The following is a 24,802-nucleotide window of genomic DNA, read 5'->3' as shown; positions in this document are numbered from 1 at the left end:
GCCGTGCGGGGCTGCTCACGCCGTCGCGAAGGTCACAGCGACGGGTAGAGCGGGTGCTTCGCGGCCAGGGCCTCCACCCGGCCCCGCAGCGCGGCGGCCGTGTCGGCCGGGAACGGCGACGGGGCCTTGAGGGCCTCCGCGATGACGTCCGCGACCTCGGTGAAGTCCTCCGCGCCGAAGCCGCGGGTGGCCAGCGCCGGCGTGCCGATGCGCAGGCCGGAGGTCACCATCGGCGGGCGCGGGTCGTTCGGGACCGCGTTCCGGTTGACGGTGATGCCGATCTCGTGGAGCCGGTCCTCGGCCTGCTGCCCGTCCAGCTCCGAGTCGCGCAGGTCGACGAGGACCAGGTGGACGTCCGTGCCCCCGGAGAGGACCGAGACGCCGGCGGCGGTGACGTCGTCCCGGACCAGGCGCTCGGCCAGGAGGCGGGAGCCCTCCAGGGTCCGCCGCTGGCGGTCCTTGAACTCCTCCGACGCCGCGACCTTGAAGGCCACCGCCTTGCCCGCGATCACGTGCTCCAGCGGGCCGCCCTGCTGACCCGGGAAGACCGCGGAGTTGATCTTCTTGGCCAGCTCGGCCGTGGAGAGGATCACACCGCCGCGGGGGCCGCCCAGCGTCTTGTGGGTGGTGGTGGTCACGACGTGGGCGTGCGGCACCGGGCTCGGGTGGAGGCCCGCGGCCACCAGGCCGGCGAAGTGCGACATGTCGACCATCAGGTACGCGCCGACCTCGTCCGCGATCCGGCGGAACGCGGCGAAGTCCAGCTGCCGCGGGTAGGCGGACCAGCCGGCGATGATCAGCTTCGGCCGCGCCTCCTTGGCCAGGCGCTCGACGTCGGCCATGTCGACCTGGCCGTCCTCGCCGACGTGGTACGGGACCACCTCGTAGAGACGACCGGAGAAGTTGATCTTCATGCCGTGGGTCAGGTGCCCGCCGTGGGCCAGGTTCAGGCCCATGATGGTGTCGCCCGGCTTGAGCAGGGCGTGCATCACCGCGGCGTTGGCCTGGGCGCCCGAGTGGGGCTGCACGTTGGCGTGCTCGGCGCCGAAGAGCTCCTTGAGGCGGTCGATCGCGATCTGCTCGATCACGTCGACGTGCTCGCAGCCGCCGTAGTAGCGGCGGCCCGGGTAGCCCTCGGCGTACTTGTTGGTCAGGACCGAGCCCTGGGCCTCCATGACGGCGACCGGAGCGAAGTTCTCCGACGCGATCATCTCGAGGGTGGACTGCTGGCGGGCCAGCTCGGCGTCGATCGCCGCGGCGACCTCGGGGTCGAGCTGGTGCAGGGGCGTGTTGAGCGTCGACATCAGGCTCAGTTCCCGGCGAACTCGGTGTACTCGTCCGCGGTGAGCAGGTCGCCCGGCTCCTCGGAGACGCGGACCTTGAACAGCCAGCCGCCCTCGAAGGGCTCGGAGTTCACCAGGGACGGGTCGTTGACGACGTCCTCGTTGATCTCGGTGACCTCGCCGGAGACCGGGGAGTACAGGTCGGAGACCGACTTGGTGGACTCCAGCTCGCCGCAGGTCTCGCCCTCGGAGACGGTCTCGCCGACCTCGGGGAGCTGGGCGTAGACGACGTCACCGAGGGCGTCGGCCGCGAACTTGGTGATGCCGATGGTGGCGACGCCGTCCTCGACGGGCGACAGCCACTCGTGCTCCTTGCTGTAACGCAGGTCCGTGGGGTTGCTCATGGCTGAGATTCTCCTGTACGCGGGGAGTTTCCGAAGGGTCCGGAAGAACCGGGAAAAGGAAGGGTGCGGCGGAAGGCTACTTCTGGCGCCTGTAGAACGGCAGCGCGACGACCTCGTACGGCTCGTGGGTGCCCCGGATGTCCACGCCCACGCCGGCCGTGCCGGGCTCGGCGTACGCGGCGTCGACGTAGGCCATCGCGATCGGCTTCCCCAGCGTCGGGGAGGGCGCGCCGGAGGTGACCTCGCCGACCACCTCGCCGTCCGCCACCACCTGGTAGCCGGCGCGCGGGACCCGGCGGCCCTCGGCGACCAGGCCGACCAGCTTGCGCGGCGGGTTCGTCGCGGCGCGCTCGGCGGCCTCGGCGAGGGCGGCGCGGCCGACGAAGTCGCCCTCCTTCTCGAACTTCACGACCCGGCCCAGGCCGGCGTCGAAGGGCGTGAGGGAGGTGGAGAGCTCGTGGCCGTACAGCGGCATGCCGGCCTCCAGGCGCAGCGTGTCGCGGCAGGACAGGCCGCACGGGATCAGGCCCTCGGGCGCGCCCGCCTCGGTCAGCGCCCGCCACACCCGCTCGGCGTGGACCGGGGCGGTGAACAGCTCGAAGCCGTCCTCGCCGGTGTAGCCGGTGCGGGCGATCAGCGCCGGGACGCCGGCCACGGTGCCGGGCAGGCCCGCGTAGTACTTCAGGCCGTCCAGGTCGGCGTCGGTGAGGGAGGCCAGGATGCCCGGGGAGGCGGGGCCCTGCACGGCGATCAGCGCGTAGGCGTCCCGGTCGTCGCGGACCTCGGCGTCGAAGCCCGCGGCGCGCTCGGTGAGGGCGTCGAGGACGACCTGGGCGTTGGAGGCGTTGGCGACGACCATGTAGTGCGGGAAACCGGCCTCGGAGTCACCCAGGCGGTAGACGATCAGGTCGTCGAGGATGCCGCCGTCCTCCCGGCAGATCATCGTGTAGCGGGCGCGGCCGGTGCCGACCGTGGCGATGTTGCCGACCAGCGCGTGGTTCAGCAGCGCGGTGGCCTGCGGGCCGGTGACCGTGATCTCGCCCATGTGGGAGAGGTCGAAGAGGCCGGCCCGGGTGCGCACGGCGTTGTGCTCGTCACGCTCGGAGCCGTACCGCAGCGGCATGTCCCAGCCGGCGAAGTCGGTCATGGTCGCGCCCAGCGAGCGGTGCAGGGCGTCGAGCGCGGTGTGACGGAGGTCGGAACTGCTCATGGGCAAACTCCCGGTACGGGCGAAGGCATGACGACGGAGTGTTCCTCCCCATCTGTCATCGGAACCTGAGAGGTTCGCCATGACCGCCGGCCGGGGTCAGGGCTTGCACCGTGGGTGGGCCCGCCGGGGCGGACCGCTTTTCAGATGTGCCTCGCCCGCGCGGTGACTGGGCCTGAGAGATTCAAGGGAGGGACTTGCTCCTTCGGCGCCCGGGACAGGACATGGTGTCCGTCACCCGGGACTCTCCCGCGCGGATTCAAGCGGCCGGTATGCAGTTGGCGCGCTCATCATCGCACGGCCTCCCCGGGCCTGGCGGACCCCCCGTGTGTTGCGGGACTGTGGCGGGAACCGGGCGGAAATGAGACGACCGGCGCATTGCCTTCTCTTTACACTCGGGGGGGATGCTCCAGGTCCCGAACCCATGGGGGAGGACGACCACGTGAAGAGGACGATCGCCGGCGCCGGCCATGCCGTGCCCGTGACCGGCCCCGGGGCGCGCCACCGGGCGCGTTCCTGGGCGGGGACACGGGCGGGGACACGGGCGCAGGGGGCGGTGCGCGCCCAGGGCGCGGACCGGACGGCGCGGTGCGCGGCCGCGGGGACCGTGGCGGACGGGGTGTGCGACCTGCGGGGCGGCAGCGGCGTGGGCGGCGCCGCGGTCGGCGCGCGGCTGGTCTTCGGGCCGCGCGACGTGGTGGTGGTCACCGGGCTGCCGGGCAGCGGCAAGTCCACGATGATGCGGCGGACCGTCGGACCGGACGCGGTCCGGATCGACTCCCAGGACACCCGGGACCGGTGGGACGCGCGGATGCCCCAGGCCATGCCGTACGCGGTGTACCGGCCGCTGGTGCGGCTCGACCACTACGCCGGGCTGCGGCGCGCCCTGCGCGGGACGGCGCCGGTGGTGGTGCACGACTGCGGCACCCAGCGGTGGGTCCGCTCCTGGCTGGGCCGGGCCGCCCGGCGGCGGGGCGGGACGCTGCGGCTCGTGCTGCTCGACGTCACCCCCGCCGAGGCCCTGCAGGGGCAGCGGGCCCGCGGCCGCGGCGTGTCCCGGTACGCCTTCGCGCGGCACCGCAAGGCGGTCGGGCAGCTCCTCGCCGACGTCGTCGCCCGGGGCCGGCTGCCGCGGGACTGCGGTTCGGCCGTGCTGCTGGACCGCACGGCGGCGCGCGTCCTCGACGGGATCGGGTTCGCCCCGCACGGCGCGCGAGGCGTCCGGCGGCCGGGCGTCCCGTAGTCTGACGTGCCGCGGACGGCCGCGGACGGCGGCGGACCAGCGGACAGACAGCGGCAGCGCGGGAACTCCAGGCGGTAACCATGAACTTCGCGACGGACGACCAGACCCTCAGGGGCGGATGGCCCGGCAACGAGCTGGAGGAGGTGCTGGCGGCCTCGGCCGCCGCCCCGGGCTCGGAGTCGGCCGGCGGCCGGGTCCTGGAGGTGCTGACCCGCAGCCATGTGTGGATCCCGCTCCCGGCCGGCGGCGACCGCGACAGCCGGACCCTCGACCTGCCCACCGTGGAGCTGGGCGGGCAGATCTTCGTCCCGGTCTTCAGCTCCCAGGAGCAGCTCCGGCGCGTGGCCGGCCCCCACATGTCGTTCTCCGTCGCGCCGGTCGTGGAGTTCGCGCGCGGGCTGCCGCCCGAGGTGGGCGTCGTGGTGAACCCGGACGGCGCGGTGGGGCTTCCGCTGACCCCGGCCGCCGTCGCCGAACTCTGCCGTGCCGCGGGACCCGAGGGCGCGGGCCGCGGCGGACGGGTGCGGCTCTGGGAGCCGGACTGGCGGGAGGACCCGGTGGACTTCCTGCGCGCCGCCTCCGAGGAGTTCGCCGCCGTCGGGGTGGTCGCCACCGCGCGCCGCTGCCTGGCCGCCGTCGAGACGGCGGAGCCGGCGATGTTCGTCGGCGTCGAGCTCGCCACCTGGGACGCCCCGTCCGGCGACGCCCGCGCCCTGCCGCTGGAGGCGCTCGGCCGCGCCCTGGGCCGCCACCCGGTGCGGTGGCCGGTGAACCTGGTCCTCCTGGACGCCGTCCCGGACCCGGTCTGCGACTACCTGCGCGCCAAGGTGCCGCCGTTCTACGGCGCGGTCTGATCCCCCGCCGCGCCCGCGGGAACCGGCCGGGAGGTTTCCGCTCGCTCCAGGTGGTGTCTGCCGCGCCGCTTAAGCTGGTTTCATAATCCCGGTCGAACACTCGCTGTCGGACGTCGATGGGGCGGAACCAATGTCTTCGCGAAGGGCTGGTTGAGGTGAGCGCGTCGGGCACGGCCGCCGCCGGGCACGTGGAGCAGATGCTGCGCCAGGTCACGCCCGGGCGTTATGACGCCTACGAGGCGCTGCTGCGCGCGCTCGCGACCCCGTCCGCCGGTCAGGTGTGGATGCTGCTCTGGCACGGCCTGGCCGGCGCCCCCGACGCGCAGTACGGGAGCATGGAGGTCGACGGGTACGCCTACGCGCCCTGCGTGACGTCCGCCCAGGAGCTGTCCGCGAGCGGCTGGAGCCGCGGGTACGAGGTGACCGACGCCATCGAGGTGGCCCGTGCCCTCTACCCGGGCCACCACGGCCTCTGGCTCAACCCGCACGCCCCCGGCGGCGGCGTCGGCGTCCCCTGGCTGGACCTGCGCCGCATCGCCACCGGCCTGGACCGCCAGCCCGCCGGGCCGCTGCGGCTGTCCGAACCCGCCATCGAGGTCCCGCAGCTCTACGCCCTGCTGGCCCAGAACGCCCACCGCACCCCGGCGGTGCGCGCGCTGCGCCGCGCCTGGGTGCAGCCGGCGCTCGGCACGCCCTACCTGGCCATCGGGCTCGACGTGTACGAGGCGTCGCCCGCGGCGGTGGAGTCGGTGCGGTCGATGATGGGCCAGTCCGTCGGCGTGGTGCCGGACGGACTGGCGGTCTCCACGGTCGCCATGGCCGATGACCACGACCCCGTCGTCCTCTGGATGCGGGCCAACGCCCGCCCCTTCTACGACCGCGACGCCCACGGCCCGGCGCGCGGCGGATACGGCTACCCGGCCGTCAACTGAACCTCCGCCGCAGGACGTTCGCCCAGTTCGGGCGGAGGTTACGGCTGTTTCCCCCGTGTTTCGCAAGGGAGTTGGGGACGCGTCCGGCGAGGCGATATGCCGGGTTCGTCAGCTGTTCAGATCTCAGCTAGGTATCACCACTATGCGGACTGTTCTCCCCGCGTAGCGGGCTGAGTAATGTTCGGCCGGTCAGTACGCACCCACCAGTGAACCCCGGAGTGGCCCCGTATGCGCATAGTCAAATCCCGCGTCGCTCGGGCGATAACGGCCGTCTTGGCGGTCGGAATGATCGCGTCGGCGTGCACGAGCGAGCGCGACAAGGAAGGCTCCGGCGACGGCGCCAAGGACACCTTCGTCTTCGGCGCCCCGGGCGACCCGAGCTCGCTCGACCCGGCGCTCGCGAGCGACGGCGAGACGTTCCGCGTCACCCGTCAGGCCTTCGAGGCCCTGCTGGAGCACGAGTCCGGCGGCAGCAAGCTGGTGGGCGGCCTGGCCGAGACCTGGGAGTCCAACGACGAGGGCACCGTCTGGACCTTCAACCTCCGCAAGGGCGTGAAGTTCCACGACGGCGAGGCGTTCAACGCCGCGGCGGTGTGCGCCAACTACGACCACTGGTTCAACTGGACCGGCACCTACCAGTCCAGCGCGGTGTCCTACTACTGGCAGACCGTCATGGGCGGCTTCGCCAAGAACGAGGACAAGGAGGCCCCCGAGGCCAACTACAAGTCCTGCACCGCGAAGGACGAGAACACCGCCGTCATCGAGGTGAAGAAGCCCTCCGCCAACCTCCCCGGCGGCTTCTCGCTCAACGCGCTGGCGATCCACTCGCCCAAGGCGATCGCGGAGTACAAGAACCAGGCGGCGACCGCCAAGGGCGACGCCATCACGTACCCCGAGTACAGCCAGAAGGCCGGCACGGTCGCCGGCACCGGCCCGTACAAGATCAAGGGCTGGAACAAGGGCAACAAGGAAGTCACCCTCGAGCGTTTCGACGACTACTGGGGCGACAAGGCCAAGGTCAAGAACATCGTCATCCGCACGATCGACACCGAGGAGGGCCGCCGCCAGGCGCTCCAGGCCGGTGACATCGACGGTTACGACCTGGTCGCGCCGGCGGACGTGAAGACCCTCGAGAACGAGGGCTTCGTGGTCCCGACCCGTGGCGTCTTCAACCTCTTCTACGTGGGCATGTCCCAGGGCGCCGAGCCGGCGCTGAAGAAGAAGGAGGTCCGCCAGGCGATCGCGCACGCCGTCGACCGCGAGAACCTGGTCGCCACCCAGCTGCCCGAGGGCGGCAAGGTCGCCACGCAGTTCATGCCGGACACCATCGCCGGCTACTCGGACCAGGTGAAGCAGTACCCCTTCGACACCGCCAAGGCGAAGGACCTGCTGAAGGAGGCCGGCGAGGAGAAGCTCAAGATCGAGTTCTGCTACCCGACCGAGGTCACCCGCCCGTACATGCCTGCCCCGCAGGACCTGTTCGAGCTGATGAAGGCCGACCTCGAGAAGGCCGGCATCACCGTCACCCCGAAGCCGATGAAGTGGGCCCCGGACTACCTGGACGCCACCGAGGCCGGTTCCTGCGCCCTGCACATGCTCGGCTGGACCGGTGACTTCAACGACGGCTTCAACTTCATCGGCACCTGGTTCGCCGAGTACGACAAGCAGTGGGGCTTCAAGGACAAGGAGCTCTTCGAGGCCGTCAACGCGGGCTCCACGCTGACCGGCGACGAGCGCACCGAGGCCTACAAGAAGGCCAACGAGGCGATCATGGAGTACCTGCCGGGTCTGCCGGTCTCCTCCTCGCCCCCGGCCATCGCGTTCGGCAAGAACGTCAACCCGCCGAAGGTCTCGCCGCTGACGCAGGAGAACTTCGCCGAGGTCTCCTTCAAGTAAGCCGCGGTACCCAGGCACCGCAACCCCGCTCCGCCCGGCCGCCGCACCCAAGGCGGCCGGGCGGACGCGTCCATCAGGCAACACGTACGTCAGAAAGGGGCATGCGCGGTGCTGCGTCTCGTCGCACGAAGACTGCTCCAGCTCATACCCACGCTGCTGGGCCTGTCGGTCCTGCTCTTCGTCTGGCTCAACCGGCTTCCGGGCGGCCCCGCTTCAGCGATCCTGGGCGAACGGGCGACCGAGGCCGAGATCACGAGAATCAACCGGCTGCTCGGCCTCGACCAGCCGCTCTACGTCCAGTACTGGCGCTTCCTCAAGCGCATCGCGGAACTGGACCTGGGCACCTCGGTGCAGACCGGACAGCCGGTCTGGGACGAGTTCACCCTCCGCTTCCCGGCCACCGTCGAACTCTCCCTCATGGCGATGCTGTTCGCCGTCGTCGTCGGCGTCCCGCTGGGCTACCTCGCCGCGAAGCGGCGCGGCGGATGGCTGGACGTGACCGCGGTCTCCGGCTCGCTGGTCGGCATCTGCATCCCGGTCTTCTTCCTCGCCCTGCTCCTCAAGCAGGTCTTCGCCGTCCACCTGGGCTGGTTCCCCAGCTACGGCCGCCTCTCCACCGGACTGAACGCCACCGAGGTGACCGGCTTCGCCACCCTCGACGGCATCCTCACCGGCGAGTTCGACGCCACCTGGGACGCCCTCGTGCACCTGGTGCTGCCCGCGCTGGCCCTCGCCTCCATCCCGCTCGCCGTGATCGTGCGCATGACGCGGGCCAGCGTCCTCGAGGTGCTCGGCGAGGACTACGTCCGCACCGCCGAGTCCAAGGGCCTGCACCCCCGCGTCGTGCGCGGCCGCCACGTGCTGCGCAACGCGATGCTGCCGGTCGTCACCGCGGTCGGCCTGCTCACCGGTTCCCTGCTCTCGGGCGCCGTGCTCACCGAGTCGGTCTTCTCCTTCGGCGGCATCGGCTCCTTCATCCGCACCGCCATCGACGACCGTGACTACCCGGTCCTGGTCGGCTTCATCATGTTCATCGCGATGACGTACGTCCTGATCAACCTCCTGGTCGACCTCGCGTACAGCCTCATCGATCCGAGAGTGCGGGTGCACTGACCGTGAGTATGACCAAAACCGAGAAGATCCAGCGGCTCGCGGAACTCACCGCCCGGGACGAGGGCACCAGCGGCGCCAGCCTCTGGAAGGAGGCGATGCGCCGGCTGCGGGGCAGCAAGATGGCGCTCATCGGCGGCGCGATCATCCTGCTCTTCCTGATCGTCGCCGTGATCGGCCCGTGGATCGCCCCCTACTCGCCCACCGCGCAGACCTGGCGCAACGAGGTCTTCTCCAACCAGGGGAAGTTCGTGAACCCGCGCGCCGAGAACTGGTTCGGTCTCGACCACCTCGGCCGCGACCTGTTCTCCCGCTTCCTGGTCGGCGCACGGCAGACCCTGCTGGTCGGCGTGGTCTCCACGCTGATCGGTCTGATCGTCGGCGCGGTCATCGGCGGCCTCTCCGGTGCCGCCGCCACCCTCGGCGGTGACACCGGCCGCCGGGTCGACTCGGTGATCATGCGCTTCATCGACATGATGCTGGCGCTGCCCTCGCTGCTGCTCGCCGTCTCCGTCGCCGCCGTGATGGGCCAGTCCCTCACCACGGTGATGATCGCCGTCGGTGTCGTCCAGGTGCCGATCTTCGCCCGCCTGCTGCGCGGCGCCATGCTCGCCCAGGGCGGCGCGGACTACGTGCTGGCGGCCCGCGCCCTCGGCATCCGCAAGCGGCGCATCGTGCTCACGCAGATCGTGCCGAACTCGCTGAGCCCTGTCATCGTGCAGACGACCCTCACCCTGGCCACCGCGATCATCGAGGCGGCCGCCCTGTCCTACCTGGGTCTCGGCAACCCCGACCCGGCGGTCCCCGAGTGGGGCGTGATGCTCTCCCAGGCGCAGCGGTTCTTCGACAACGCGCCGCTGATGGCCGTCTTCCCGGCGGTCGGCATCATCATCACCGCCCTCGGCTTCACCCTGCTCGGTGAGGCCATGCGGGAAGCCCTCGACCCGAAGCTGCGAGGCTGAACCACCATGCCACTTCTCTCCGTCGACGAACTGACGGTCACCTTCACCGGAGCCCACGGCCGCAGGGCCAACCGCGCGGTCGACGGTGTCTCCTTCCAGGTCGACCAGGGCCAGGTCGTGGGCCTGGTGGGCGAGTCGGGCTGCGGCAAGTCGGTCACCTCGCTCGCCCTGATGGGGCTGCTGCCCCGCAAGGGCGTCGAGCTGGGCGGCCGCGCCGACCTCGCCGGTGCCGCCGGCGGGCCGCAGAACCTGCTCACCCTGAGCCGCGGCAAGCTGCGCGACCTGCGCGGCCGGCGGATGGCGATGATCTTCCAGGACCCGCTGTCCTCGCTGAACCCGGTCGTGCCGATCGGCATCCAGGTCACCGAGATCCTGGAGCGCCACCGCGGACTGAAGGGCGAGGCGGCCCGCAAGCGCGCCGCCGAGCTGCTCGACCGGGTCGGCATCCCCGACCCGACGCGGCGGCTCAAGGAGTACCCGCACCAGCTCTCCGGCGGCATGCGCCAGCGCGCCATGATCGCCATGGCCGTCGCCTGCGCCCCCGAGCTGCTGATCGCCGACGAGCCGACCACCGCGCTCGACGTGACCATCCAGGCGCAGATCCTGGAGCTGCTCAAGGAACTGGTCGACCAGGAGGGCACCGCCCTGCTGATGATCACCCACGACCTGGGCGTGGTGGCCGGCCTCTGCGACCAGGTCAACGTGCTCTACGCGGGCCGGGTCGTGGAGTCGGCCGGCCGCCGGGAGCTGTTCGCCCACCCCTCGCACCCGTACGCCAACGGGCTGCTCGGCTCCATCCCCCGCCTGGACGCCCCGCGCGGCGAGCCGCTCACCCCGGTCCGCGGCTCCATCAACGACCGGATCGCCTGGGCCGACGGCTGCGCCTTCGCCCCGCGCTGCGACCGGTACGAGCTGGACTGCCTCGGCGGGGCTCCCGCCCTGCGCGAGCCCCGGGCCGCCGGCCACCAGGTGCGCTGCCTGCACCCGGTGCTGCACGGCAACGGCGAAACCGACGATCTCCGGACCGAGGAGGTCCCCGCATGAGCCTGCTCGAACTGGACGGAGTGAAGGTCCACTTCCCCGTCAAGAAGGGCCTGATCTTCGACCGCGTGGTGGGCCACGTGCACGCCGTGGACGGGGTCTCCCTCAAGGTGGAGGCCGGCCAGACCTACGGCCTGGTCGGCGAGTCGGGCTGCGGCAAGACCACCCTGGGCCGGGCCGTGCTGCGGCTCGTCGACATCACCGAGGGCGAGGTCGTGCTGGACGGCACCGACCTGGCCAAGCTGCCGCCGGAGGAGATGCGCCGGTTCCGCAGCCGGCTCCAGATGGTCTTCCAGGACCCGCTGGGCTCCCTCAACCCGCGGCAGAACATCGAGTCGATCCTCTCCGAGGGCATGGCCGCCCACGGCATCGGCGCCGACCGCGACGAGCGCCGGGAGAAGATCAAGGCCATCCTGGCCAAGGTCGGCCTGCCCTCCGACGCGCTCTCCCGCTACCCGCACGAGTTCTCCGGCGGCCAGCGCCAGCGCATCGGCATCGCCCGGGCGCTGGTCCTCGAGCCCGACGTGATCATCTGCGACGAGCCGGTCTCCGCGCTCGACGTGTCCATCCAGGCGCAGGTGATCAACCTGCTGGAGGACCTCCAGGAGGAACTGGGCCTGACCTACCTGGTCATCGCCCACGACCTCGCCGTCGTCCGGCACATCTCCGACGTGGTCGGCGTGATGTACCTGGGCGCCCTGGTCGAGGAGGCGCCGAGCGACGCGCTCTACGCCGAGCCGCGCCACCCGTACACCAAGGCCCTGATGTCCGCGGTGCCGGTGCCGGACCCGGAGGTGGAGGAGAAGCGGGAGCGGATCCTGCTCACCGGCGACCTGCCCTCCCCGGCCGACCCGCCGTCCGGGTGCCGCTTCCGCACCCGCTGCCCGTGGGTGCAGGACCGGTGCGCCTCCGAGCGGCCGCAGCTGCGGGACGTCGGCGACGGGCACCGGGTGGCCTGCCACTTCGCGGAGGAGATTGCCGCGGGCGAGCTGGAGCGGACCAGCGGCGAGGTGGTCGCGGCGGCGCGGCCCGAGGACCCGGAGGCGGTCCCGGTGACGGGCGACGAGCCGGGCCCGGCGCCGGACGCGGGGGTCGTCACCGCGAAGTGACCGCGGGTCCCGGGGAGGGGGGCGGCGTCCTTGTGGCGCCGCCCCCCTTCGCGTGCCCGCCCGGGAGGTCCGCCCCCGGTCCGGGCGTGCGGGCGTGCGGGCGTCGCCATGCCGCCGGGAACGTGACGCATTGAACGCCAGGTATCTCGCATGCTGGACCTTTCAATGCAAGGCCGATGCCGCGTACCCGTCACACTATTGAGGTGTCTCCCCAACTGTTCAGCCCGGGCGTGCAGCACACGCTCGAACTGGTCGGCATCTTCGTCTTCGCCATATCCGGCGCTCTGCTCGCCGTGCGCAAGAACTTCGACGTCTTCGGCATGGCCGTCCTCGCCGAGGTCACCGCGCTCGGCGGCGGACTCATCCGCGACGTGGTGATCGGCGCCGTGCCGCCGGTCGCCTTCACCGACCTCGGGTACTTCCTGACGCCCCTGGCGGCCACCGCCCTGGTCTTCTTCCTCCATCCCCAGGTCGAGCGGATCCAGAACGCGGTCAACGTCTTCGACGCGGCGGGCCTCGGCCTGTTCTGCGTCGGCGGGACGCTCAAGGCCTACGAGTACGGCCTGGGGCTCACCGCCTCCGCCACGCTGGGCATGGCCACCGCCGTCGGCGGCGGTGTGCTGCGGGACATGCTGGCCAACGAGGTGCCCTCGCTGCTGCGCTGGGACCGCGACCTGTACGCGGTGCCGGCCATCGTGGGCTCGACGCTGGTGGCCGTCTGCATCAAGCTGGACGCGCTCACCCCGGCCTCCATGGGGGCGGCCGTCCTGGTGGCCTTCGTGCTGCGGCTGCTGGCCATGCGGTTCCACTGGCGCGCGCCGCGCGCCTGGCATCGTCGGTCCACCGTCAAGGAGGTCCCCGCGGAGGAGATGCTGGTGTGAGGTGGGCCACGGCCGGGGCGTGAAAAGCTACCGCTCAGTAACGTGTCGTTGTACCGTACTCCCATGTCAGATGCAGCCTCCGCCCAGGCGACCCGGGCCACGATCGGTGACAGCGAGTTCGACCGGGACAGCGCGGTCACCCGCCGCGAGCCCGGTGTGTACGACATCGACCTCTCCGCCGGCTGGACGATCTTCAACGCGGTCAACGGCGGCTTCCTGCTGGCCGTGGCGGCCCGCGCCCTCTCCGACGCCCTGCCGCACGGCGACCCGTTCTCCGTCACGGCCCACTACCTGACGGCCTCCACCCCCGGCCCGGCCGTGGTGCGCACCGAGGTGGTCCGCACCGGGCGCAGCCTCTCCACCGGGCAGGCCTCGATCTACCAGTACGACACGGAGGGCAACGAGGTCGAGCGGATCCGCGTCCTCGCCTCCTACGGCGACCTGGACGCGCTGCCGGACGACGTCCGCACCAGCGCGGTGCCGCCCGCGTTCCCGCCGATCGAGCAGTGCTTCGGGCCGGAGGACTCCCCGGAGCCGCTGCCGGGTGCGTCCGCGATCACCGACCGGCTGTTCATGAAGCTCGACCCCGCGACGCTGGGGTGGGCGCTGGGCGCGCCCTCCGGCAAGGGCGAGGTCCGGGGGTACTTCGGGCTGGCCGACGGGCGGGACGCCGACCCGTTCTCGCTGCTGCTGACGGTGGACGCGCTGCCGCCGACCGCGTTCGACCTGGGGCTGTCGGGGTGGGTCCCGACCGTGGAGCTCACCGCCCACGTGCGGTGCCGGCCGGCGCCGGGGCCGCTGCGGGTGTCCATCACCACGCGGAACCTCGCGGGCGGCTTCCTGGAGGAGGACGCGGAGGTCTGGGACACGGCCGGCCGTCTCGTCGCCCAGTCCCGCCAGCTCGCGCGCGCCCGGCTCGACCGGGGCTGAGTCCGGGGGCCGGGGCCCGGGAAGGGCCCCGGTTCCGGGGAGGGGCGGGGTGAGGAGGGGAGCTCCCCGGCGGCGGTACCCCGCCGCCGGGGGGCAATCCGCACCGCCCCGTAGAATCGAGGCACCATGGCATACCTCGACCACGCGGCGACCACCCCCATGCTGCCGGAGGCCGCCTCCGCGCTGACCGCCCAGCTGGCCGTCACCGGCAACGCGTCCTCCCTCCACGCAGCCGGCCGCCGCGCCCGCCGCACCGTCGAGGAGGCCCGCGAGACCCTCGCCGAGGCCCTCGGCGCCCGCCCCAGCGAGGTGGTCCTCACCTCCGGCGGCACCGAGGCCGACAACCTCGCCGTGAAGGGCCTGTACTGGGCCCGCCGCGACGCCGACCCGGCCCGCACCCGCGTCCTCGCCAGCCCCGTCGAGCACCACGCCGTCCTCGACGCCGTGCACTGGCTCGCCGAGCACGAGGGCGCCACCGTCGAGTACCTGCCCGTCGACGCCCACGGCCGGGTCCACGCCGACGCCCTGCGCGAGGCCATCGCCCGCGACCCCGACGACGTCGCCCTGGCCACCGTGATGTGGGCCAACAACGAGATCGGCACCCTGATGCCGGTGCGGGAACTCGCCGACGCCGCCGCCGAGTTCGACGTGCCGCTGCACGCCGACGCGGTGCAGGCCTTCGGCCAGGTCCCGCTCTCCTTCGCGGACTCCGGCCTCGCCGCCGCCACCGTCTCGGGCCACAAGATCGGCGGCCCCTACGGCATCGGCGCCCTGCTGCTGCGCCGCGAGTACACGCCCGTCCCCGTCCTGCACGGCGGCGGGCAGGAGCGTCACGTCCGCTCCGGCACCCTCGACGTCCCGGCGGTCGCCGCCTTCGCGGTCGCCGCGCGGCACGCCGCCGAACACCAGCCGCTGTTCGCCGAACGGATCGGCGCGCTGCGCGACGAGCTGGTCGCGGCCGTCCGCGCCGCCGTGCCCGACGCGATCCTCGGCGGCGACCCCGACCCGGCCGGCCGGCTCCCCGCCAACGCGCACTTCACCTTCCCCGGCTGCGAGGGCGACTCCCTGCTCCTGCTGCTGGACGCCCAGGGCATCGAGTGCTCCACCGGCTCGGCCTGCACGGCCGGTGTCGCGCAGCCCAGCCATGTGCTGCTGGCCACCGGCGTCGACCACGACCTGGCCCGCGGCACGCTCCGCTTCTCCCTCGGCCACACCTCGACACCCGCCGACGTGGAGGCCGTCGCCAAGGCGATCGGCCCCGCCGTGGAACGCGCCCGCGCCGCCGGCCTCAGCTGACCGCCCGCGGCGACCGCGGAGGAACCGGCGCCAGGTGTGTCAGACCGTCAGGCCGTCAGGCCGGTCACGCCGTCAGGCCCGGTTCCTGAGGGCCTCCCGCACCAGCTTCATGTACCGGTCCCAGTCCCAGTGCGGCCCCGGATCCGTGTGGTCCGCGCCCGGCACCTCGTGGTGGCCGATGACGTGCTCGCGGTCCACCGGGATGCCGTAGCGCTCGCATATTCGCGCCGTCAGCCGCGCCGAGGCCGCGTACATGGCCGGGGTGAAGTCCTGCGGCCGGTCCACGAAGCCGACGTGCTCGATGCCGACGCTGCGCTCGTTGTAGTCCCGGTTGCCCGCGTGGTACGCCACGTCCAGCTCGCGGATCATCTGGGTGACCCGGCCGTCCTGCTCCACGATGTAGTGCGTCGCCGCGCGGTGGGACGGGTCCTTGAAGACCCGCACGGCGCTGTCGTAGCCGCCCTGCGTGACGTGCACGATCACCAGCTCGACCGGGTAGTCGTCGGGCCGGTCGGCCCGCCGGAAGTTCGCCTCCGAGGCGGCCGTCCAGCGCGCGCCGCCGAAGTCCACGGCGCCCTCGACGCGCGGCTTCTCCACCCCCGGCACCCGCCACCACACCCGCGACAGCTCGTCGCGGCCCAGCGCGGCGACGCCGACGGCCGTCGCCAGGCCGCCGATCAGCAGCCCGCGGCGCCCGACGCGTCGCTCGCGCTTCCCGGCCCGGTGGGCCCCGGTCTTCTCGTCCACGATGTCCACAACGCATATCGGGGGGCGTCGGTTCCCGGGCGCCCCGTACCCTGGAGGGGCTATGACCGATACCCCGCAGCGCCCCCTCCGCGTCCTCGCCGCCATGTCCGGCGGTGTCGACTCCGCCGTCGCCGCCGCCCGTGCCGCCGAAGCGGGACACGAGGTGACCGGAGTGCACCTCGCGCTCTCCGCCAACCCGCAGTCCTTCCGCACCGGAGCGCGCGGCTGCTGCACCGTCGAGGACTCCCGCGACGCCCGCCGGGCCGCGGACGTCATCGGCATCCCCTTCTACGTGTGGGACCTCGCCGACCGGTTCAAGGAGGACGTGGTCGACGACTTCGTCGCCGAGTACGAGGCCGGCCGGACCCCCAACCCGTGCCTGCGGTGCAACGAGAAGATCAAGTTCGCCGCGCTCCTCGACAAGGCGCTGGCCCTCGGCTTCGACGCGGTCTGCACGGGGCACTACGCCAAGGTGATCGTCCGCGAGGACGGCTCCCGCGAGCTGCACCGCGCCTCCGACATGGCCAAGGACCAGTCCTACGTCCTCGGCGTCCTCGACGACCGGCAGCTCGCCCACGCCCTCTTCCCGCTCGGCGACACCGTCACCACCAAGGACGAGATCCGCGCCGAGGCCGCCCGCCGCGGCCTCGCGGTGGCGAAGAAGCCCGACTCGCACGACATCTGCTTCATCGCGGACGGCGACACCCAGGGCTTCCTCGCCCAGCGCCTCGGCAAGGCCGAGGGCGACATCGTCGACGAGTCCGGCGCCAGGCTGGGCACCCACGACGGCGCGTACGGCTTCACCATCGGCCAGCGCAAGGGCCTGCGCATCGGCACCCCCGCCCCTGACGGCAAGCCGCGCTACGTCCTGGACATCTCCCCGGTGAACAACACCGTCACCGTCGGCCCCGCCGCCGCCCTCGACGTCACCGCGCTCACCGCGATCAAGCCCCGCTGGTGCGGCACCGCCCCCACCGGCCCCGGCTCCTACACCGCCCAGCTCCGCGCCCACGGCGACGAGACCCCCGTCACCGCGGAGCTCGTGGACGGCGAACTCCACGTCGCCTTCGCCGAACCGGTCCGCGGCGTCGCCCCCGGCCAGGCCGTCGTCCTCTACGACGGCACCCGCGTCGTCGGCTCCGCCACCATCGCGTCGACGGTGCGGGCGACGACGGCGGCGTAGCCCGCGTCGAGAGGTCCCGCGTATCCGCCTCAGTGCGGACGTAGACGCGTGCTCACGTCCTCCGGCCACACGTCTCGGTACGTCTTGAGGCGTGTGGTGCGGGTCACCCGCATGGAACGCCACGCCGTGCTGCTCGGCTTCCGGTGCACGGGGGTGATCCGGGGGGCGCCCGGCCCCCTCCCGGGCGGTGTCACCCAGCAGTCGGCGCTCACCATGGTGCACGCACAGCAGGCGCCCGTTCTCGTCGACCGCGAGCAGGCCGTCCGTCAGACGGAATGGTCCTCCGCGTCGTCCATGTCACCGCTGGTGAGGCTGATCATGGCTTCGTACTTCTCCCTGCCAAGGTGGTAGTGCCCGGTGTGGTGGGAGAAGAAGAAGCGGCCGGTGCGGTCCATCAGGACGCTCGCGCCGTCGTACGTGTCGTAGGCCACGGGGAAGACGCCGGTGCCGAGGTTCTCGGCCAGATCGGTCAGCCGCTCGGCGTCTCCGGGGTACACCAGGGACGGCGTGAAGACCGCGTAGTTCTCCGGCTGGGTGTCCATCACGGCTTTCAGGAAGGCGTGTTCACGGATGAAGGCCAAGGCAGGGCCGGACGGTTCGATGTCCACCCCGTAGTTCCCGTACTGCTGGATCACGGCGTCCACGGCCTCCGCCGCCGCGGCCTTCCCGACGTCGCGGCCCGGATGCCAGCCGGCCTCCGTGAGCCAAGCGTCCACTTCCTCCGGTGTGGAAAGAAGAGTCATGACCACCCGCTCGTGCTCGCCGTGCTACCTGTGCGCCGTGATGCCGATCATAGGCAGGAGCGTCGAGCAGGAACGGGCGGCGCGGAGGGTGGTGTCGGTGTCGGGTGTCACCATGGCGGGATGACCGAGTCCTCCGCCGTCGCCGCCTACTGGGACGCCGCCGCACCCGCCTTCGACCAGGAGCCCGACCACGGGCTGGGGGCGGAGGCGACCCGGGCCGCCTGGGACCGGCTGCTGCGGCGGTGGGCTCCGCCGCTGCCGTGCGATGCCCTCGACCTCGGCTGCGGTACGGGTTCGCTCGCCGCGCTGCTGGCGGGCGCCGGACACCGGGTGACCGGTGTGGACCTCGCGCCCGCGATGGTGGAGGCCGCCCGCGCCAAGCTGGCCGCCGCCGGCCTGCCCGGGCGGTTCCTGGTCGGGGACGCGGCCGCGCCCCCGGTGGGGGAGAAGCGGTTCGACCTGGTGCTCGTGCGGCACGTCATGTGGACGCTGCCCGACCCGGAGGCCGCGCTGCGGGAGTGGGCGGGTCTGATACGCCCCGGCGGCACGCTGGTGCTGGTCGAGGGCCGCTGGCGGCAGTCCGCGGACGCGACCCCGTACGTGCCGGGGGCGAAGACGCTGCCGTGGACCGGCGGCGTGCTGCCGGAGACGCTGCGTGCGGCCGTGGAGCCGTACGCGCCGGAGATCACCGTGGAGGACCTCACCGCGGACCCCGACCTGTGGGGACGCGAGGTGGACGACGTCCGCTACGCGCTGGTCGCGCGGGTCGGGTGAGCCGTCGGGCCGGGCGGCCGGACGCCCTTTCCGGCCGCGCGCCGCTCAACCCGCCTGCTCCGCCGTCTCCTTGATGGCCTTCAGCGTCGCCTCCATGCCCTCGCCCAGCTCGCGGAGGCGGTAGTCGATCACGTACTCCTCCTTGTCCGGCATCCTGGCGATCACGGCGGTGAGGCCCGAAGGGCCCGGACCGAGTGTCGTGGACTGCCGGAGCAGGGTCCCGCCGTCGACCGGCGTGAGGCTGAACGACCAGGTGGCCATGCGCCGTTCCAGTTCCTCGGAGGGGTCCCCGAAGCGGCCGTCCACGTCCAGGACGGCCCAGGTGAGCCGCCGTTCCGGCTCGAACTCCGTGATGTGGGCCAGGGTGCGGCCCTTGCCGACCATCGGGTGCTCGTTGTGGCCGACGTACCGCGCGCCGGCGGCCGGGCCGGTCGCCCCGTCCAGCCACTCGGTCCGCCGCAGCTCCGGGCTGCCCTTGGCCATGTCGTCGAGGTCGCCGACCACCGCCCACACCCGGCCGGGCTCCGCGGCGACGAAGATCTCGCGCTCCGTGGCAGGTCCGTCGGAATAGCGCACGTTCCCCCCCATCCGGGGCACGGTCGCTCGCCGGCCCCGTTGGGCGATGCTAGACCCGTCAACTCCGCCCGGAAGGTGTGCGGTTGACCACAAGGAGCGCCTGGGGCGGCAGGGCAGGTCCGGCGTCAGACCTGCGCACCGGTCCGCTCCGCGACCTCCGACACCAGCCGTGCCGTCACCGGCGCCGGCACGCCGTGCCGCTCCGCCGCCCGCAGGACCGCCCCGCCGATCGCGTCGAGCTCCAACGCCCGTCCCGCCTCGGCGTCCCGCCGCATCGAGCTCCGCATGCCCGGCGGGCAGGCGTCGTACATCGACAGGCTCTTCGCCGGGTCCAGGGGCGCCCCGCAGGCGGTGGCCACCGCCGCGATCTCCTCGGTGAGGGCCACCAGGTCCGCCCGGTGGGTGGTGCGCACGCCCTCCGCGTCGGTCAGGTGCCGGGTGGTCAGCAGGGCGAACGGGGCGAGGAAGGCCAGCTTGCCCCAGAGCGCCGAGGCCTCGGAGGAGGCGATCCGCGGCCGCACCCCGGCGGAGTCCAGCAGGTCGGCGACGGGGCGGAGCGCGGACTCCGGCAGCCCGGCCAGGTCGACGTCGCAGAAGGGGCTGCCGTGCTCGACCACGCCCGGCGCGACGCGCGTCGCCTCGACCCGGATGACCCCGGCGGCGACCCGCCCCGCGCCGTACCGGCCGCGCAGCAGCGCGACGTGCTCCACGCCGTTCAGCAGCGGGACGACCACCGCGTCCGGCTTCAGCATCCCCTCCGGCACCCGCTCCAGCGCGTCCTCCAGCGAGGTCTGCTTCACCGCCACGACGCACAGGTCCACCGGCTCCCGCAGCTCGGTGTCGGCCTCCACGGCGGCGGTGAACTCCCCGAACGCCCCGCTGTGGATGGTGATCCCGCGCTCCCGCAGCACCGACGCCGTCTCCTCGCGGGCCAGGCAGATCACCCGGTGCCCGGCCCGGGAGAACACGGCGGCCAGCAGCCCGCCGACCCCGCCGGGGCCGAGCACCGCGACGGTGGCGGGGGTGGAGGGCGCGGGGGTGGAGGACGGCATGGACGGGACTCCTTCCGGACGGGTGGGGCCGGGAACACGGTCCCACCGAGATGATCAGCTCTTCCCCGACCCAGGCACAAGCCCAGGGACCAGGCCGTACAGCCAAGGGAAAGCTGGGGTCCGAAGGGCAGTTCGGATTTTCCCGGGCGGGGCGCGAAGATCGCCTTTAGAGTGCGGGCCATGACAACTCAGCGGGGGGAAACGCCGGTTGTGGCGTTCGGGGGCGTCGTCAAGGAGTACGGCGCGGTACGCGCCGTGGACGAGCTGGACCTGCGGTTCGCGGCGGGGGAGCGGGTCGCCCTGCTGGGGCGCAACGGCGCCGGCAAGTCCACCTCCATCGCGCTGATGCTGGGCCTGGAGGAACCCACCTCCGGCACGGTCGAACTGTTCGGCGGGCCGCCGCGCCAGGCCGTGGAGGGCGGCCGGGTCGGCGCGATGCTCCAGGACTTCACGCCGGTCTCCCGGCTCACCGTGCGGGAGCTGATCGGCTTCGTCGGCTCCACCTACCCCCGCCCCCTGCCGGTCGCCGAGGTCCTCGACCTGGCCGGCATCACCCACCTCGCCGGTCGCCGGGTCGAGAAGCTGTCCGGCGGGCAGATCCAGCGGGTCTGCTTCGCGGTCGCGCTGGTCGGCGACCCGGACCTGCTGATCCTCGACGAGCCCACCGCGGCCCTCGACGTGCAGGCGCGGCAGGAGTTCTGGACCTCGATGCGCGCGCTCACCGAGCGCGGCAAGACCGTGCTGTTCTCCACGCACTACCTGGAGGAGGCCGACCGCAACGCCGACCGCATCGTGGTCGTCGACCACGGGCGGCTGATCGCCGACGGCACCGGAGCCGAGATCAAGCGGACCGTGGGCACCGGCCTGGTCGCCTTCGACGCCGTCGACGGCACGCTCCCGGACGGCGCCGGCGCCCTCCCCGGGGTGCTGTCCGCCGAGGTCGCCGACGGCCGGGTGCGGCTGCGCACCACCGACCCGGACGCGACCACCGTCGCCCTGGTCGGCCTGCTCACCCCGCGCGGCCTGGAGGTCACCCAGGCCGGCCTCGAGGAGGCGTTCCTCACCCTGACCTCCGAGCCCGACGCGACCCCTGCCGCGACCTCTGCCGCGGCCCCCGTCGCGGCCCCCGCCGCGGCAGCGAAAGGAACCCTGCGATGAGCGCCGACGCCGCGGCCGTCTCCCGTTACGTCGGCCTGGAACTGCGGCGCACCTTCCGCGACGTGGGCTTCGTGATCTTCGGCATCGGCACCCCCGTGCTGATGTACGTCATCTTCACCTCGGTCGGCGACCGGGGCCCCATCGCCGACGAGTGGGCGGTCGTCGCCATGGTCGGCATGGCCTCCTACGGTGCGCTCGGCGCCGCCCTGACGGCCGGGTCCGCGGTCGCCGAGGACAAGGCCAAGGGCTGGCTGCGCCAGCTCCGCGTCACCCCGCTCACCCCCGCCCAGGTGGTCGCCGGACGGACCCTGACCGGCTCGCTGATGGTGCTGCCCGCGGTCGTCGTGGTGCTGCTCACCGCCCGGCTGCTCAACGGCGTCGACCTGGCCCTGTGGCAGTGGCTCGCGCTGGCCGTGCTGCTCTGGCTGGGCTCGCTGCCGTTCACCATGCTGGGCATCGCCAACGGCTACCTGCTGACCCAGCAGACGGCCAACGTCACCAACGTCACCTGCAACCTGGCCTTCGCCCTCGTCGGCGGCCTCTGGTTCCCGCTCTCGGAGTTCCCCTCCGGGCTCGCCGCGGTCGCCGAGTGGAGCCCGGGGTACCTGTTCGCGCAGCTCGGGCACGAGACCGTCGCCGGACACGCCCCCGGCCTGAGCACGGTGCTCGCGCTGGCCGGCTGGCTGCTGCTCTTCGGCGCGTACGCGGCCCACGGCTACCGCAGGGCGGGACGGCGGGCCTGACCTGCGGACGGGCCGCGGTGGCGGTGCCCGGAAAGCGCCGGGGCGCCTCCGGGCGGAGCTAGTACGGTGAGCGGTATGAACATCTGCGTCTTCCTCTCCGCCGCCGACCTCGACGAGAAGTACACCCGGCCCGCCAGGGAGTTCGCCGAGCTCATCGGCCGGGGCGGCCACACCCTCGTGTGGGGCGGCTCCGATTCCGGGCTGATGAAGGTGGTCGCGGACGGCGTGGAGGAGTCCGGCGGACAGCTCTACGGCGTCTCCGTGGACTTCCTCGCCGCGAAGGCCCGGCCCGGGCTCGACACCATGGTGGTCGCCAAGGACCTCGCGGAGCGCAAGCGGCTGATGCTGGAGCGCGCCGACGCCGTCGTGATCATGGTGGGCGGCACCGGCACGCTGGACGAGGCCACCGAGATCATGGAGCTCAAGAAGCACGGGCACACCGAGATGCCGATCGTGCTGCTCAACACCGCCGGTTTCTACGACGGCCTGCACCAGCAGTTCCTGCGGATGGAGGCCGAGGGCTTCCTGTTCCGGCCGCTCACCGAGATGATCCTCTTCGCCGAGGAGCCGCTGGGCGCCATGGCGTACCTGGAGGAGAGCCTCGGGCACGCCTGAGCCCCGGGCACGCGTGAGCCCCGGCCACACGTGAGCCCCGGGCACGCGTGAGCCCCGGCCACGCGTGAGCCCCGGCCACGCCTGAGCCCCGGGCGAGCCTGAGCCCCGGCCACGCCTGAGCCCCGGGCGAGCCTGAGCCCCGGCCCCGACCCGCGCCCCGGTCCCGCCCGAGCCCGGCGTGGGCCGGACGCGGGCGTGGTGCGAGCATGGGGCGCATGGCAACTCATGTGATCACCGGCGCCGGATCCGGCATCGGCGCCGCCGTCGCCCGACGGCTGCTGGAGCGCGGCGACGAGCTCGTGCTGCACGCCCGGGACGCGGGCCGGGCCAAGGAGCTCGCGGCCCGCTTCCCCGGCGCCCGGACGCTGGTCGGCGACCTGAACGACCCGGACAAGCTCTCCTGGGCCTTCTCCCACCAGAGCCTGCCGGAGCGGGTCGACTCGCTGCTGCACATCGCCGGCGTGGTCGACCTCGGGCCGGTGGGGGAGCTCACCCCCAAGGCGTGGCGCCACCAGCTCAACGTCAACCTGATCGCGCCCGCCGAGCTGACCCGGCACTTCCTGCCGCAGCTGCGGGTCGCGCGGGGGCACGTGCTGTTCGTGAACTCCGGCGCCGGGCTCAACGCCTCCCCGCACTGGGCGGCGTACGCGGCGTCCAAGCACGGGCTGAAGGCGCTGGCCGACTCGCTGCGGCAGGAGGAGCACGGCAACGGGGTGCGGGTCACCTCCGTGTACCCCGGGCGCACGGCCACGCCCATGCAGGCGAAGGTGCACCAGCAGGAGGGCAAGGAGTACGACGAGGCGCGGTGGATCGACCCCGAGTCGGTCGCCACGACCATCCTCATGGCCCTCGACCTGCCCCGTGACGCCGAGGTCAACGACCTCACCGTCCGCCCGGGTCGCTGACCCGCGCGCCGGCCGCGGCGGCGGAGCGCCGCGGCCGGCGCGGACCGGGAGGCCGCGCGTCGCGGTCGGGGAGGACGCCCGAGGGGACGGAGGCGCGGGGCGCGGGCCCCCGGGGACCGCGGGCCCGCCCGCTTCCGTACCCTTCCGGGGTGAGCGAAAAGCGTAGGTTCAACTTCGGGCCCGCCACCGGGGTGGGCTCCCTCCCCGGCGAGGACGCCCTGGAGGCCGCCAAGACCGCCGTGGGGTCGTTCGAGACGTTCGCGTTCCTCCCCGAGCTCCCCGCCCGCGGCCCCGGCGCGGACATGATCGGCCGCACCGCCGGCCTCCTCGTCGAGATGTACGCCCGCGTCGAGCCCAGCGGCTGGCGCCTCGGGGACCGCCCCGGCCGGGACACCCGCCGCGCCCACGCCTGGCTGCGGCAGGACCTCGACGCGTTCGAGGAGCACACCCAGGGCTACGAGGGCCAGGTCAAGGTGCAGGCCGTCGGCCCGTGGACGCTGGCCGCCGCACTGGAGATGAGGAACGGCGAGGCCGTGCTCTCCGACCCCGGCGCCGCCCGCGACCTCACCGGCTCCCTCGCCGAAGGGCTGCGGAACCACCTCGCCGAGCTGCGCCGCCGCGTCCCCGGCGCCGAGATCGTGCTCCAGCTCGACGAGCCCTCCCTCACCGCCGTGCTGCGCGGGCAGATCCGCACCGCCAGCGGCTACCGCACCCACCGCGCCGTCGACCGGCAGGTCGTGGAGGCGGCCCTGCGCGAGGTGATCGGCGTCCACGACGGCCCCGTGGTGGTCCACTCCTGCGCCCCCGACGTCCCGTTCGCGCTGCTGCGCCGCTCGGGGGTCGCCGCCGTGTCCTTCGACTTCTCGCTGCTCACGGAGCGTGACGACGACGCGATCGGCGAGGCGGTGGAGGACGGCCTGCGGCTGTTCGCCGGAGTGGTGCCGAGCACCGACGCCCCGTTGTCCGACCCTGCCGGTAGCGTCATGGGTGTCAGGACGCTCTGGCGCAGGCTGGGACTGTCCCCGGGTCTCCTCCCGGAGGCGGTCACGGTCACGCCGACGTGCGGACTCGCCGGGGCGACCCCGGGGTACGCGCGGAAGGCGCTCGCCCAGTGCGTCCGGGCGGCGACATCGCTCGCGGACAACCCTGAGTAACGGG

26 protein-coding genes and 2 riboswitches are annotated in these 24,802 nt (G+C 73.0%); of the genes, 19 read left to right on the top strand and 7 right to left on the bottom strand.

Going from position 1 to position 24,802, the window contains the following annotated elements; genetic code table 11:
- Positions 1-32 precede the first annotated feature (32 nt).
- From glyA to gcvT, 3 genes are all read right to left on the bottom strand, one after another.
- Positions 33-1,304: a serine hydroxymethyltransferase gene (gene glyA, locus ACWD3O_RS07750; RefSeq protein ID WP_451412686.1), complete on the bottom strand. Its 1,272-nt coding sequence runs from the start codon at positions 1,302-1,304 to the stop codon at positions 33-35.
- A gap of 5 nt (positions 1,305-1,309) precedes the next feature.
- Positions 1,310-1,687: a glycine cleavage system protein GcvH gene (gene gcvH / locus ACWD3O_RS07745; RefSeq protein WP_451412685.1), complete on the bottom strand. Its 378-nt coding sequence runs from the start codon at positions 1,685-1,687 to the stop codon at positions 1,310-1,312.
- A 76-nt stretch (positions 1,688-1,763) separates the two neighbouring features.
- Complete coding sequence (gene gcvT, locus ACWD3O_RS07740; protein WP_451415168.1) at positions 1,764-2,897, bottom strand: glycine cleavage system aminomethyltransferase GcvT; 1,134 nt, start codon at positions 2,895-2,897, stop codon at positions 1,764-1,766.
- 42 nt (positions 2,898-2,939) lie between these two features.
- A riboswitch (glycine riboswitch) is annotated at positions 2,940-3,047 on the bottom strand.
- Positions 3,048-3,156: riboswitch (glycine riboswitch) on the bottom strand. It abuts the riboswitch before it with no gap.
- Between the two features lie 294 nt (positions 3,157-3,450).
- On the opposite strand from gcvT, the gene ACWD3O_RS07735 reads away from it, so the two are divergent.
- The 11 genes from ACWD3O_RS07735 (at position 3,451) to ACWD3O_RS07685 (ending at position 15,148) form a co-directional block, all read left to right on the top strand.
- Entirely contained in the window at positions 3,451-4,137 is a 687-nt protein-coding gene (locus ACWD3O_RS07735; protein ID WP_451415227.1) for an AAA family ATPase, read from the top strand.
- Positions 4,138-4,217: 80 nt separating this feature from the next.
- Entirely contained in the window at positions 4,218-4,991 is a 774-nt protein-coding gene (locus tag ACWD3O_RS07730; protein WP_451415167.1) for an enhanced serine sensitivity protein SseB, read from the top strand.
- 155 nt (positions 4,992-5,146) lie between these two features.
- On the top strand, positions 5,147-5,923 hold the full coding sequence (locus ACWD3O_RS07725; RefSeq protein ID WP_451415166.1) for an enhanced serine sensitivity protein SseB C-terminal domain-containing protein: 777 nt from the start codon (positions 5,147-5,149) through the stop codon (positions 5,921-5,923).
- A gap of 228 nt (positions 5,924-6,151) precedes the next feature.
- Positions 6,152-7,819, top strand: coding sequence for an ABC transporter substrate-binding protein (locus tag ACWD3O_RS07720; RefSeq protein WP_451415165.1), 1,668 nt, complete (start codon positions 6,152-6,154; stop codon positions 7,817-7,819).
- A gap of 108 nt (positions 7,820-7,927) precedes the next feature.
- Entirely contained in the window at positions 7,928-8,932 is a 1,005-nt protein-coding gene (locus tag ACWD3O_RS07715; RefSeq protein WP_451412680.1) for an ABC transporter permease, read from the top strand.
- An 8-nt stretch (positions 8,933-8,940) separates the two neighbouring features.
- On the top strand, positions 8,941-9,891 hold the full coding sequence (locus ACWD3O_RS07710) for an ABC transporter permease (RefSeq protein WP_451412703.1): 951 nt from the start codon (positions 8,941-8,943) through the stop codon (positions 9,889-9,891).
- Between the two features lie 6 nt (positions 9,892-9,897).
- Positions 9,898-10,935, top strand: coding sequence for an ABC transporter ATP-binding protein (locus tag ACWD3O_RS07705; RefSeq protein ID WP_451412679.1), 1,038 nt, complete (start codon positions 9,898-9,900; stop codon positions 10,933-10,935).
- The gene (locus tag ACWD3O_RS07700) at positions 10,932-12,041 is read left to right on the top strand and encodes an ABC transporter ATP-binding protein (RefSeq protein WP_451415164.1); all 1,110 of its coding nucleotides are present in this window, start codon (positions 10,932-10,934) and stop codon (positions 12,039-12,041) included. Before ACWD3O_RS07705 ends, ACWD3O_RS07700 begins: the two co-directional genes overlap by 4 nt.
- A gap of 203 nt (positions 12,042-12,244) precedes the next feature.
- Entirely contained in the window at positions 12,245-12,922 is a 678-nt protein-coding gene (locus ACWD3O_RS07695; RefSeq protein ID WP_451412677.1) for a trimeric intracellular cation channel family protein, read from the top strand.
- Positions 12,923-12,985: 63 nt separating this feature from the next.
- Positions 12,986-13,852 carry a thioesterase family protein gene (locus ACWD3O_RS07690; protein ID WP_451412676.1) on the top strand — a complete coding sequence of 289 codons (867 nt, stop codon included), beginning with the start codon at positions 12,986-12,988 and terminating at the stop codon, positions 13,850-13,852.
- 126 nt (positions 13,853-13,978) lie between these two features.
- Positions 13,979-15,148, top strand: coding sequence for a cysteine desulfurase family protein (locus tag ACWD3O_RS07685; RefSeq protein WP_451415163.1), 1,170 nt, complete (start codon positions 13,979-13,981; stop codon positions 15,146-15,148).
- A gap of 72 nt (positions 15,149-15,220) precedes the next feature.
- On the opposite strand, the gene ACWD3O_RS07680 is transcribed toward ACWD3O_RS07685, so the two are convergent.
- The gene (locus ACWD3O_RS07680) at positions 15,221-15,895 is read right to left on the bottom strand and encodes an N-acetylmuramoyl-L-alanine amidase (protein ID WP_451412674.1); all 675 of its coding nucleotides are present in this window, start codon (positions 15,893-15,895) and stop codon (positions 15,221-15,223) included.
- 61 nt (positions 15,896-15,956) lie between these two features.
- Here ACWD3O_RS07680 and mnmA point away from each other — a divergent pair, with 61 nt between their 5' ends.
- On the top strand, positions 15,957-17,078 hold the full coding sequence (mnmA, locus tag ACWD3O_RS07675) for a tRNA 2-thiouridine(34) synthase MnmA (protein WP_451415162.1): 1,122 nt from the start codon (positions 15,957-15,959) through the stop codon (positions 17,076-17,078).
- A 266-nt stretch (positions 17,079-17,344) separates the two neighbouring features.
- Here mnmA and ACWD3O_RS07670 read toward each other — a convergent pair whose 3' ends face one another.
- On the bottom strand, positions 17,345-17,794 hold the full coding sequence (locus tag ACWD3O_RS07670; RefSeq protein ID WP_451415161.1) for an SUKH-3 domain-containing protein: 450 nt from the start codon (positions 17,792-17,794) through the stop codon (positions 17,345-17,347).
- A gap of 25 nt (positions 17,795-17,819) precedes the next feature.
- On the opposite strand from ACWD3O_RS07670, the gene ACWD3O_RS07665 reads away from it, so the two are divergent.
- Together ACWD3O_RS07665 and ACWD3O_RS07660 are read left to right on the top strand one after the other, a co-directional pair.
- On the top strand, positions 17,820-17,945 hold the full coding sequence (locus ACWD3O_RS07665; RefSeq protein WP_451415160.1) for a hypothetical protein: 126 nt from the start codon (positions 17,820-17,822) through the stop codon (positions 17,943-17,945).
- Positions 17,942-18,595: a class I SAM-dependent methyltransferase gene (locus tag ACWD3O_RS07660; RefSeq protein WP_451415159.1), complete on the top strand. Its 654-nt coding sequence runs from the start codon at positions 17,942-17,944 to the stop codon at positions 18,593-18,595. Before ACWD3O_RS07665 ends, ACWD3O_RS07660 begins: the two co-directional genes overlap by 4 nt.
- A gap of 45 nt (positions 18,596-18,640) precedes the next feature.
- Here ACWD3O_RS07660 and ACWD3O_RS07655 read toward each other — a convergent pair whose 3' ends face one another.
- Together ACWD3O_RS07655 and ACWD3O_RS07650 are read right to left on the bottom strand one after the other, a co-directional pair.
- Positions 18,641-19,171 carry an SRPBCC family protein gene (locus ACWD3O_RS07655; RefSeq protein ID WP_451415158.1) on the bottom strand — a complete coding sequence of 177 codons (531 nt, stop codon included), beginning with the start codon at positions 19,169-19,171 and terminating at the stop codon, positions 18,641-18,643.
- Positions 19,172-19,296: 125 nt separating this feature from the next.
- On the bottom strand, positions 19,297-20,223 hold the full coding sequence (locus ACWD3O_RS07650; protein ID WP_451415157.1) for a ketopantoate reductase family protein: 927 nt from the start codon (positions 20,221-20,223) through the stop codon (positions 19,297-19,299).
- 180 nt (positions 20,224-20,403) lie between these two features.
- Between ACWD3O_RS07650 and ACWD3O_RS07645 the strand changes: the two genes are divergently transcribed.
- The 5 genes from ACWD3O_RS07645 to ACWD3O_RS07625 all read left to right on the top strand — a co-directional run bounded on the left by ACWD3O_RS07645 (position 20,404) and on the right by ACWD3O_RS07625 (position 24,798).
- Positions 20,404-21,381 carry an ABC transporter ATP-binding protein gene (locus tag ACWD3O_RS07645; protein WP_451412669.1) on the top strand — a complete coding sequence of 326 codons (978 nt, stop codon included), beginning with the start codon at positions 20,404-20,406 and terminating at the stop codon, positions 21,379-21,381.
- Positions 21,378-22,124 (top strand): ABC transporter permease, encoded by a 747-nt coding sequence (locus tag ACWD3O_RS07640; RefSeq protein WP_451415156.1) that lies wholly within the window; start codon positions 21,378-21,380, stop codon positions 22,122-22,124. The genes ACWD3O_RS07645 and ACWD3O_RS07640 overlap by 4 nt, the downstream gene beginning before the upstream one ends.
- Before the next feature lie 75 nt (positions 22,125-22,199).
- Complete coding sequence (locus ACWD3O_RS07635) at positions 22,200-22,739, top strand: LOG family protein (RefSeq protein ID WP_451412667.1); 540 nt, start codon at positions 22,200-22,202, stop codon at positions 22,737-22,739.
- A 206-nt stretch (positions 22,740-22,945) separates the two neighbouring features.
- On the top strand, positions 22,946-23,644 hold the full coding sequence (locus ACWD3O_RS07630) for an SDR family oxidoreductase (RefSeq protein WP_451412666.1): 699 nt from the start codon (positions 22,946-22,948) through the stop codon (positions 23,642-23,644).
- Positions 23,645-23,793: 149 nt separating this feature from the next.
- Positions 23,794-24,798, top strand: coding sequence for a methionine synthase (locus ACWD3O_RS07625; RefSeq protein ID WP_451415155.1), 1,005 nt, complete (start codon positions 23,794-23,796; stop codon positions 24,796-24,798).
- Positions 24,799-24,802 lie beyond the last annotated feature (4 nt).

The organism is Streptomyces sp. NPDC002640, from assembly GCF_053592575.1.
Note: the sequence above shows the minus strand (reverse complement) of the source record. Positions and strands in the feature narration are given on the sequence as shown.

Bases quoted from the DNA above. Each gene is read 5' to 3' on its own strand.
- glyA (WP_451412686.1), bottom strand. From the start codon at position 1,304: ATGTCGACGCTCAACACGCCCCTGCACCAGCTCGACCCCGAGGTCGCC.
- gcvH (WP_451412685.1), bottom strand. From the start codon at position 1,687: ATGAGCAACCCCACGGACCTGCGTTACAGCAAGGAGCACGAGTGGCTG.
- gcvT (WP_451415168.1), bottom strand. From the start codon at position 2,897: ATGAGCAGTTCCGACCTCCGTCACACCGCGCTCGACGCCCTGCACCGC.
- ACWD3O_RS07730 (WP_451415167.1), top strand. From the start codon at position 4,218: ATGAACTTCGCGACGGACGACCAGACCCTCAGGGGCGGATGGCCCGGC.
- ACWD3O_RS07720 (WP_451415165.1), top strand. From the start codon at position 6,152: ATGCGCATAGTCAAATCCCGCGTCGCTCGGGCGATAACGGCCGTCTTG.
- ACWD3O_RS07710 (WP_451412703.1), top strand. From the start codon at position 8,941: ATGACCAAAACCGAGAAGATCCAGCGGCTCGCGGAACTCACCGCCCGG.
- ACWD3O_RS07705 (WP_451412679.1), top strand. From the start codon at position 9,898: ATGCCACTTCTCTCCGTCGACGAACTGACGGTCACCTTCACCGGAGCC.
- ACWD3O_RS07700 (WP_451415164.1), top strand. From the start codon at position 10,932: ATGAGCCTGCTCGAACTGGACGGAGTGAAGGTCCACTTCCCCGTCAAG.
- ACWD3O_RS07690 (WP_451412676.1), top strand. From the start codon at position 12,986: ATGTCAGATGCAGCCTCCGCCCAGGCGACCCGGGCCACGATCGGTGAC.
- ACWD3O_RS07685 (WP_451415163.1), top strand. From the start codon at position 13,979: ATGGCATACCTCGACCACGCGGCGACCACCCCCATGCTGCCGGAGGCC.
- mnmA (WP_451415162.1), top strand. From the start codon at position 15,957: ATGACCGATACCCCGCAGCGCCCCCTCCGCGTCCTCGCCGCCATGTCC.
- ACWD3O_RS07665 (WP_451415160.1), top strand. From the start codon at position 17,820: ATGACCACCCGCTCGTGCTCGCCGTGCTACCTGTGCGCCGTGATGCCG.
- ACWD3O_RS07660 (WP_451415159.1), top strand. From the start codon at position 17,942: ATGACCGAGTCCTCCGCCGTCGCCGCCTACTGGGACGCCGCCGCACCC.
- ACWD3O_RS07650 (WP_451415157.1), bottom strand. From the start codon at position 20,223: ATGCCGTCCTCCACCCCCGCGCCCTCCACCCCCGCCACCGTCGCGGTG.
- ACWD3O_RS07645 (WP_451412669.1), top strand. From the start codon at position 20,404: ATGACAACTCAGCGGGGGGAAACGCCGGTTGTGGCGTTCGGGGGCGTC.
- ACWD3O_RS07640 (WP_451415156.1), top strand. From the start codon at position 21,378: ATGAGCGCCGACGCCGCGGCCGTCTCCCGTTACGTCGGCCTGGAACTG.
- ACWD3O_RS07635 (WP_451412667.1), top strand. From the start codon at position 22,200: ATGAACATCTGCGTCTTCCTCTCCGCCGCCGACCTCGACGAGAAGTAC.
- ACWD3O_RS07630 (WP_451412666.1), top strand. From the start codon at position 22,946: ATGGGGCGCATGGCAACTCATGTGATCACCGGCGCCGGATCCGGCATC.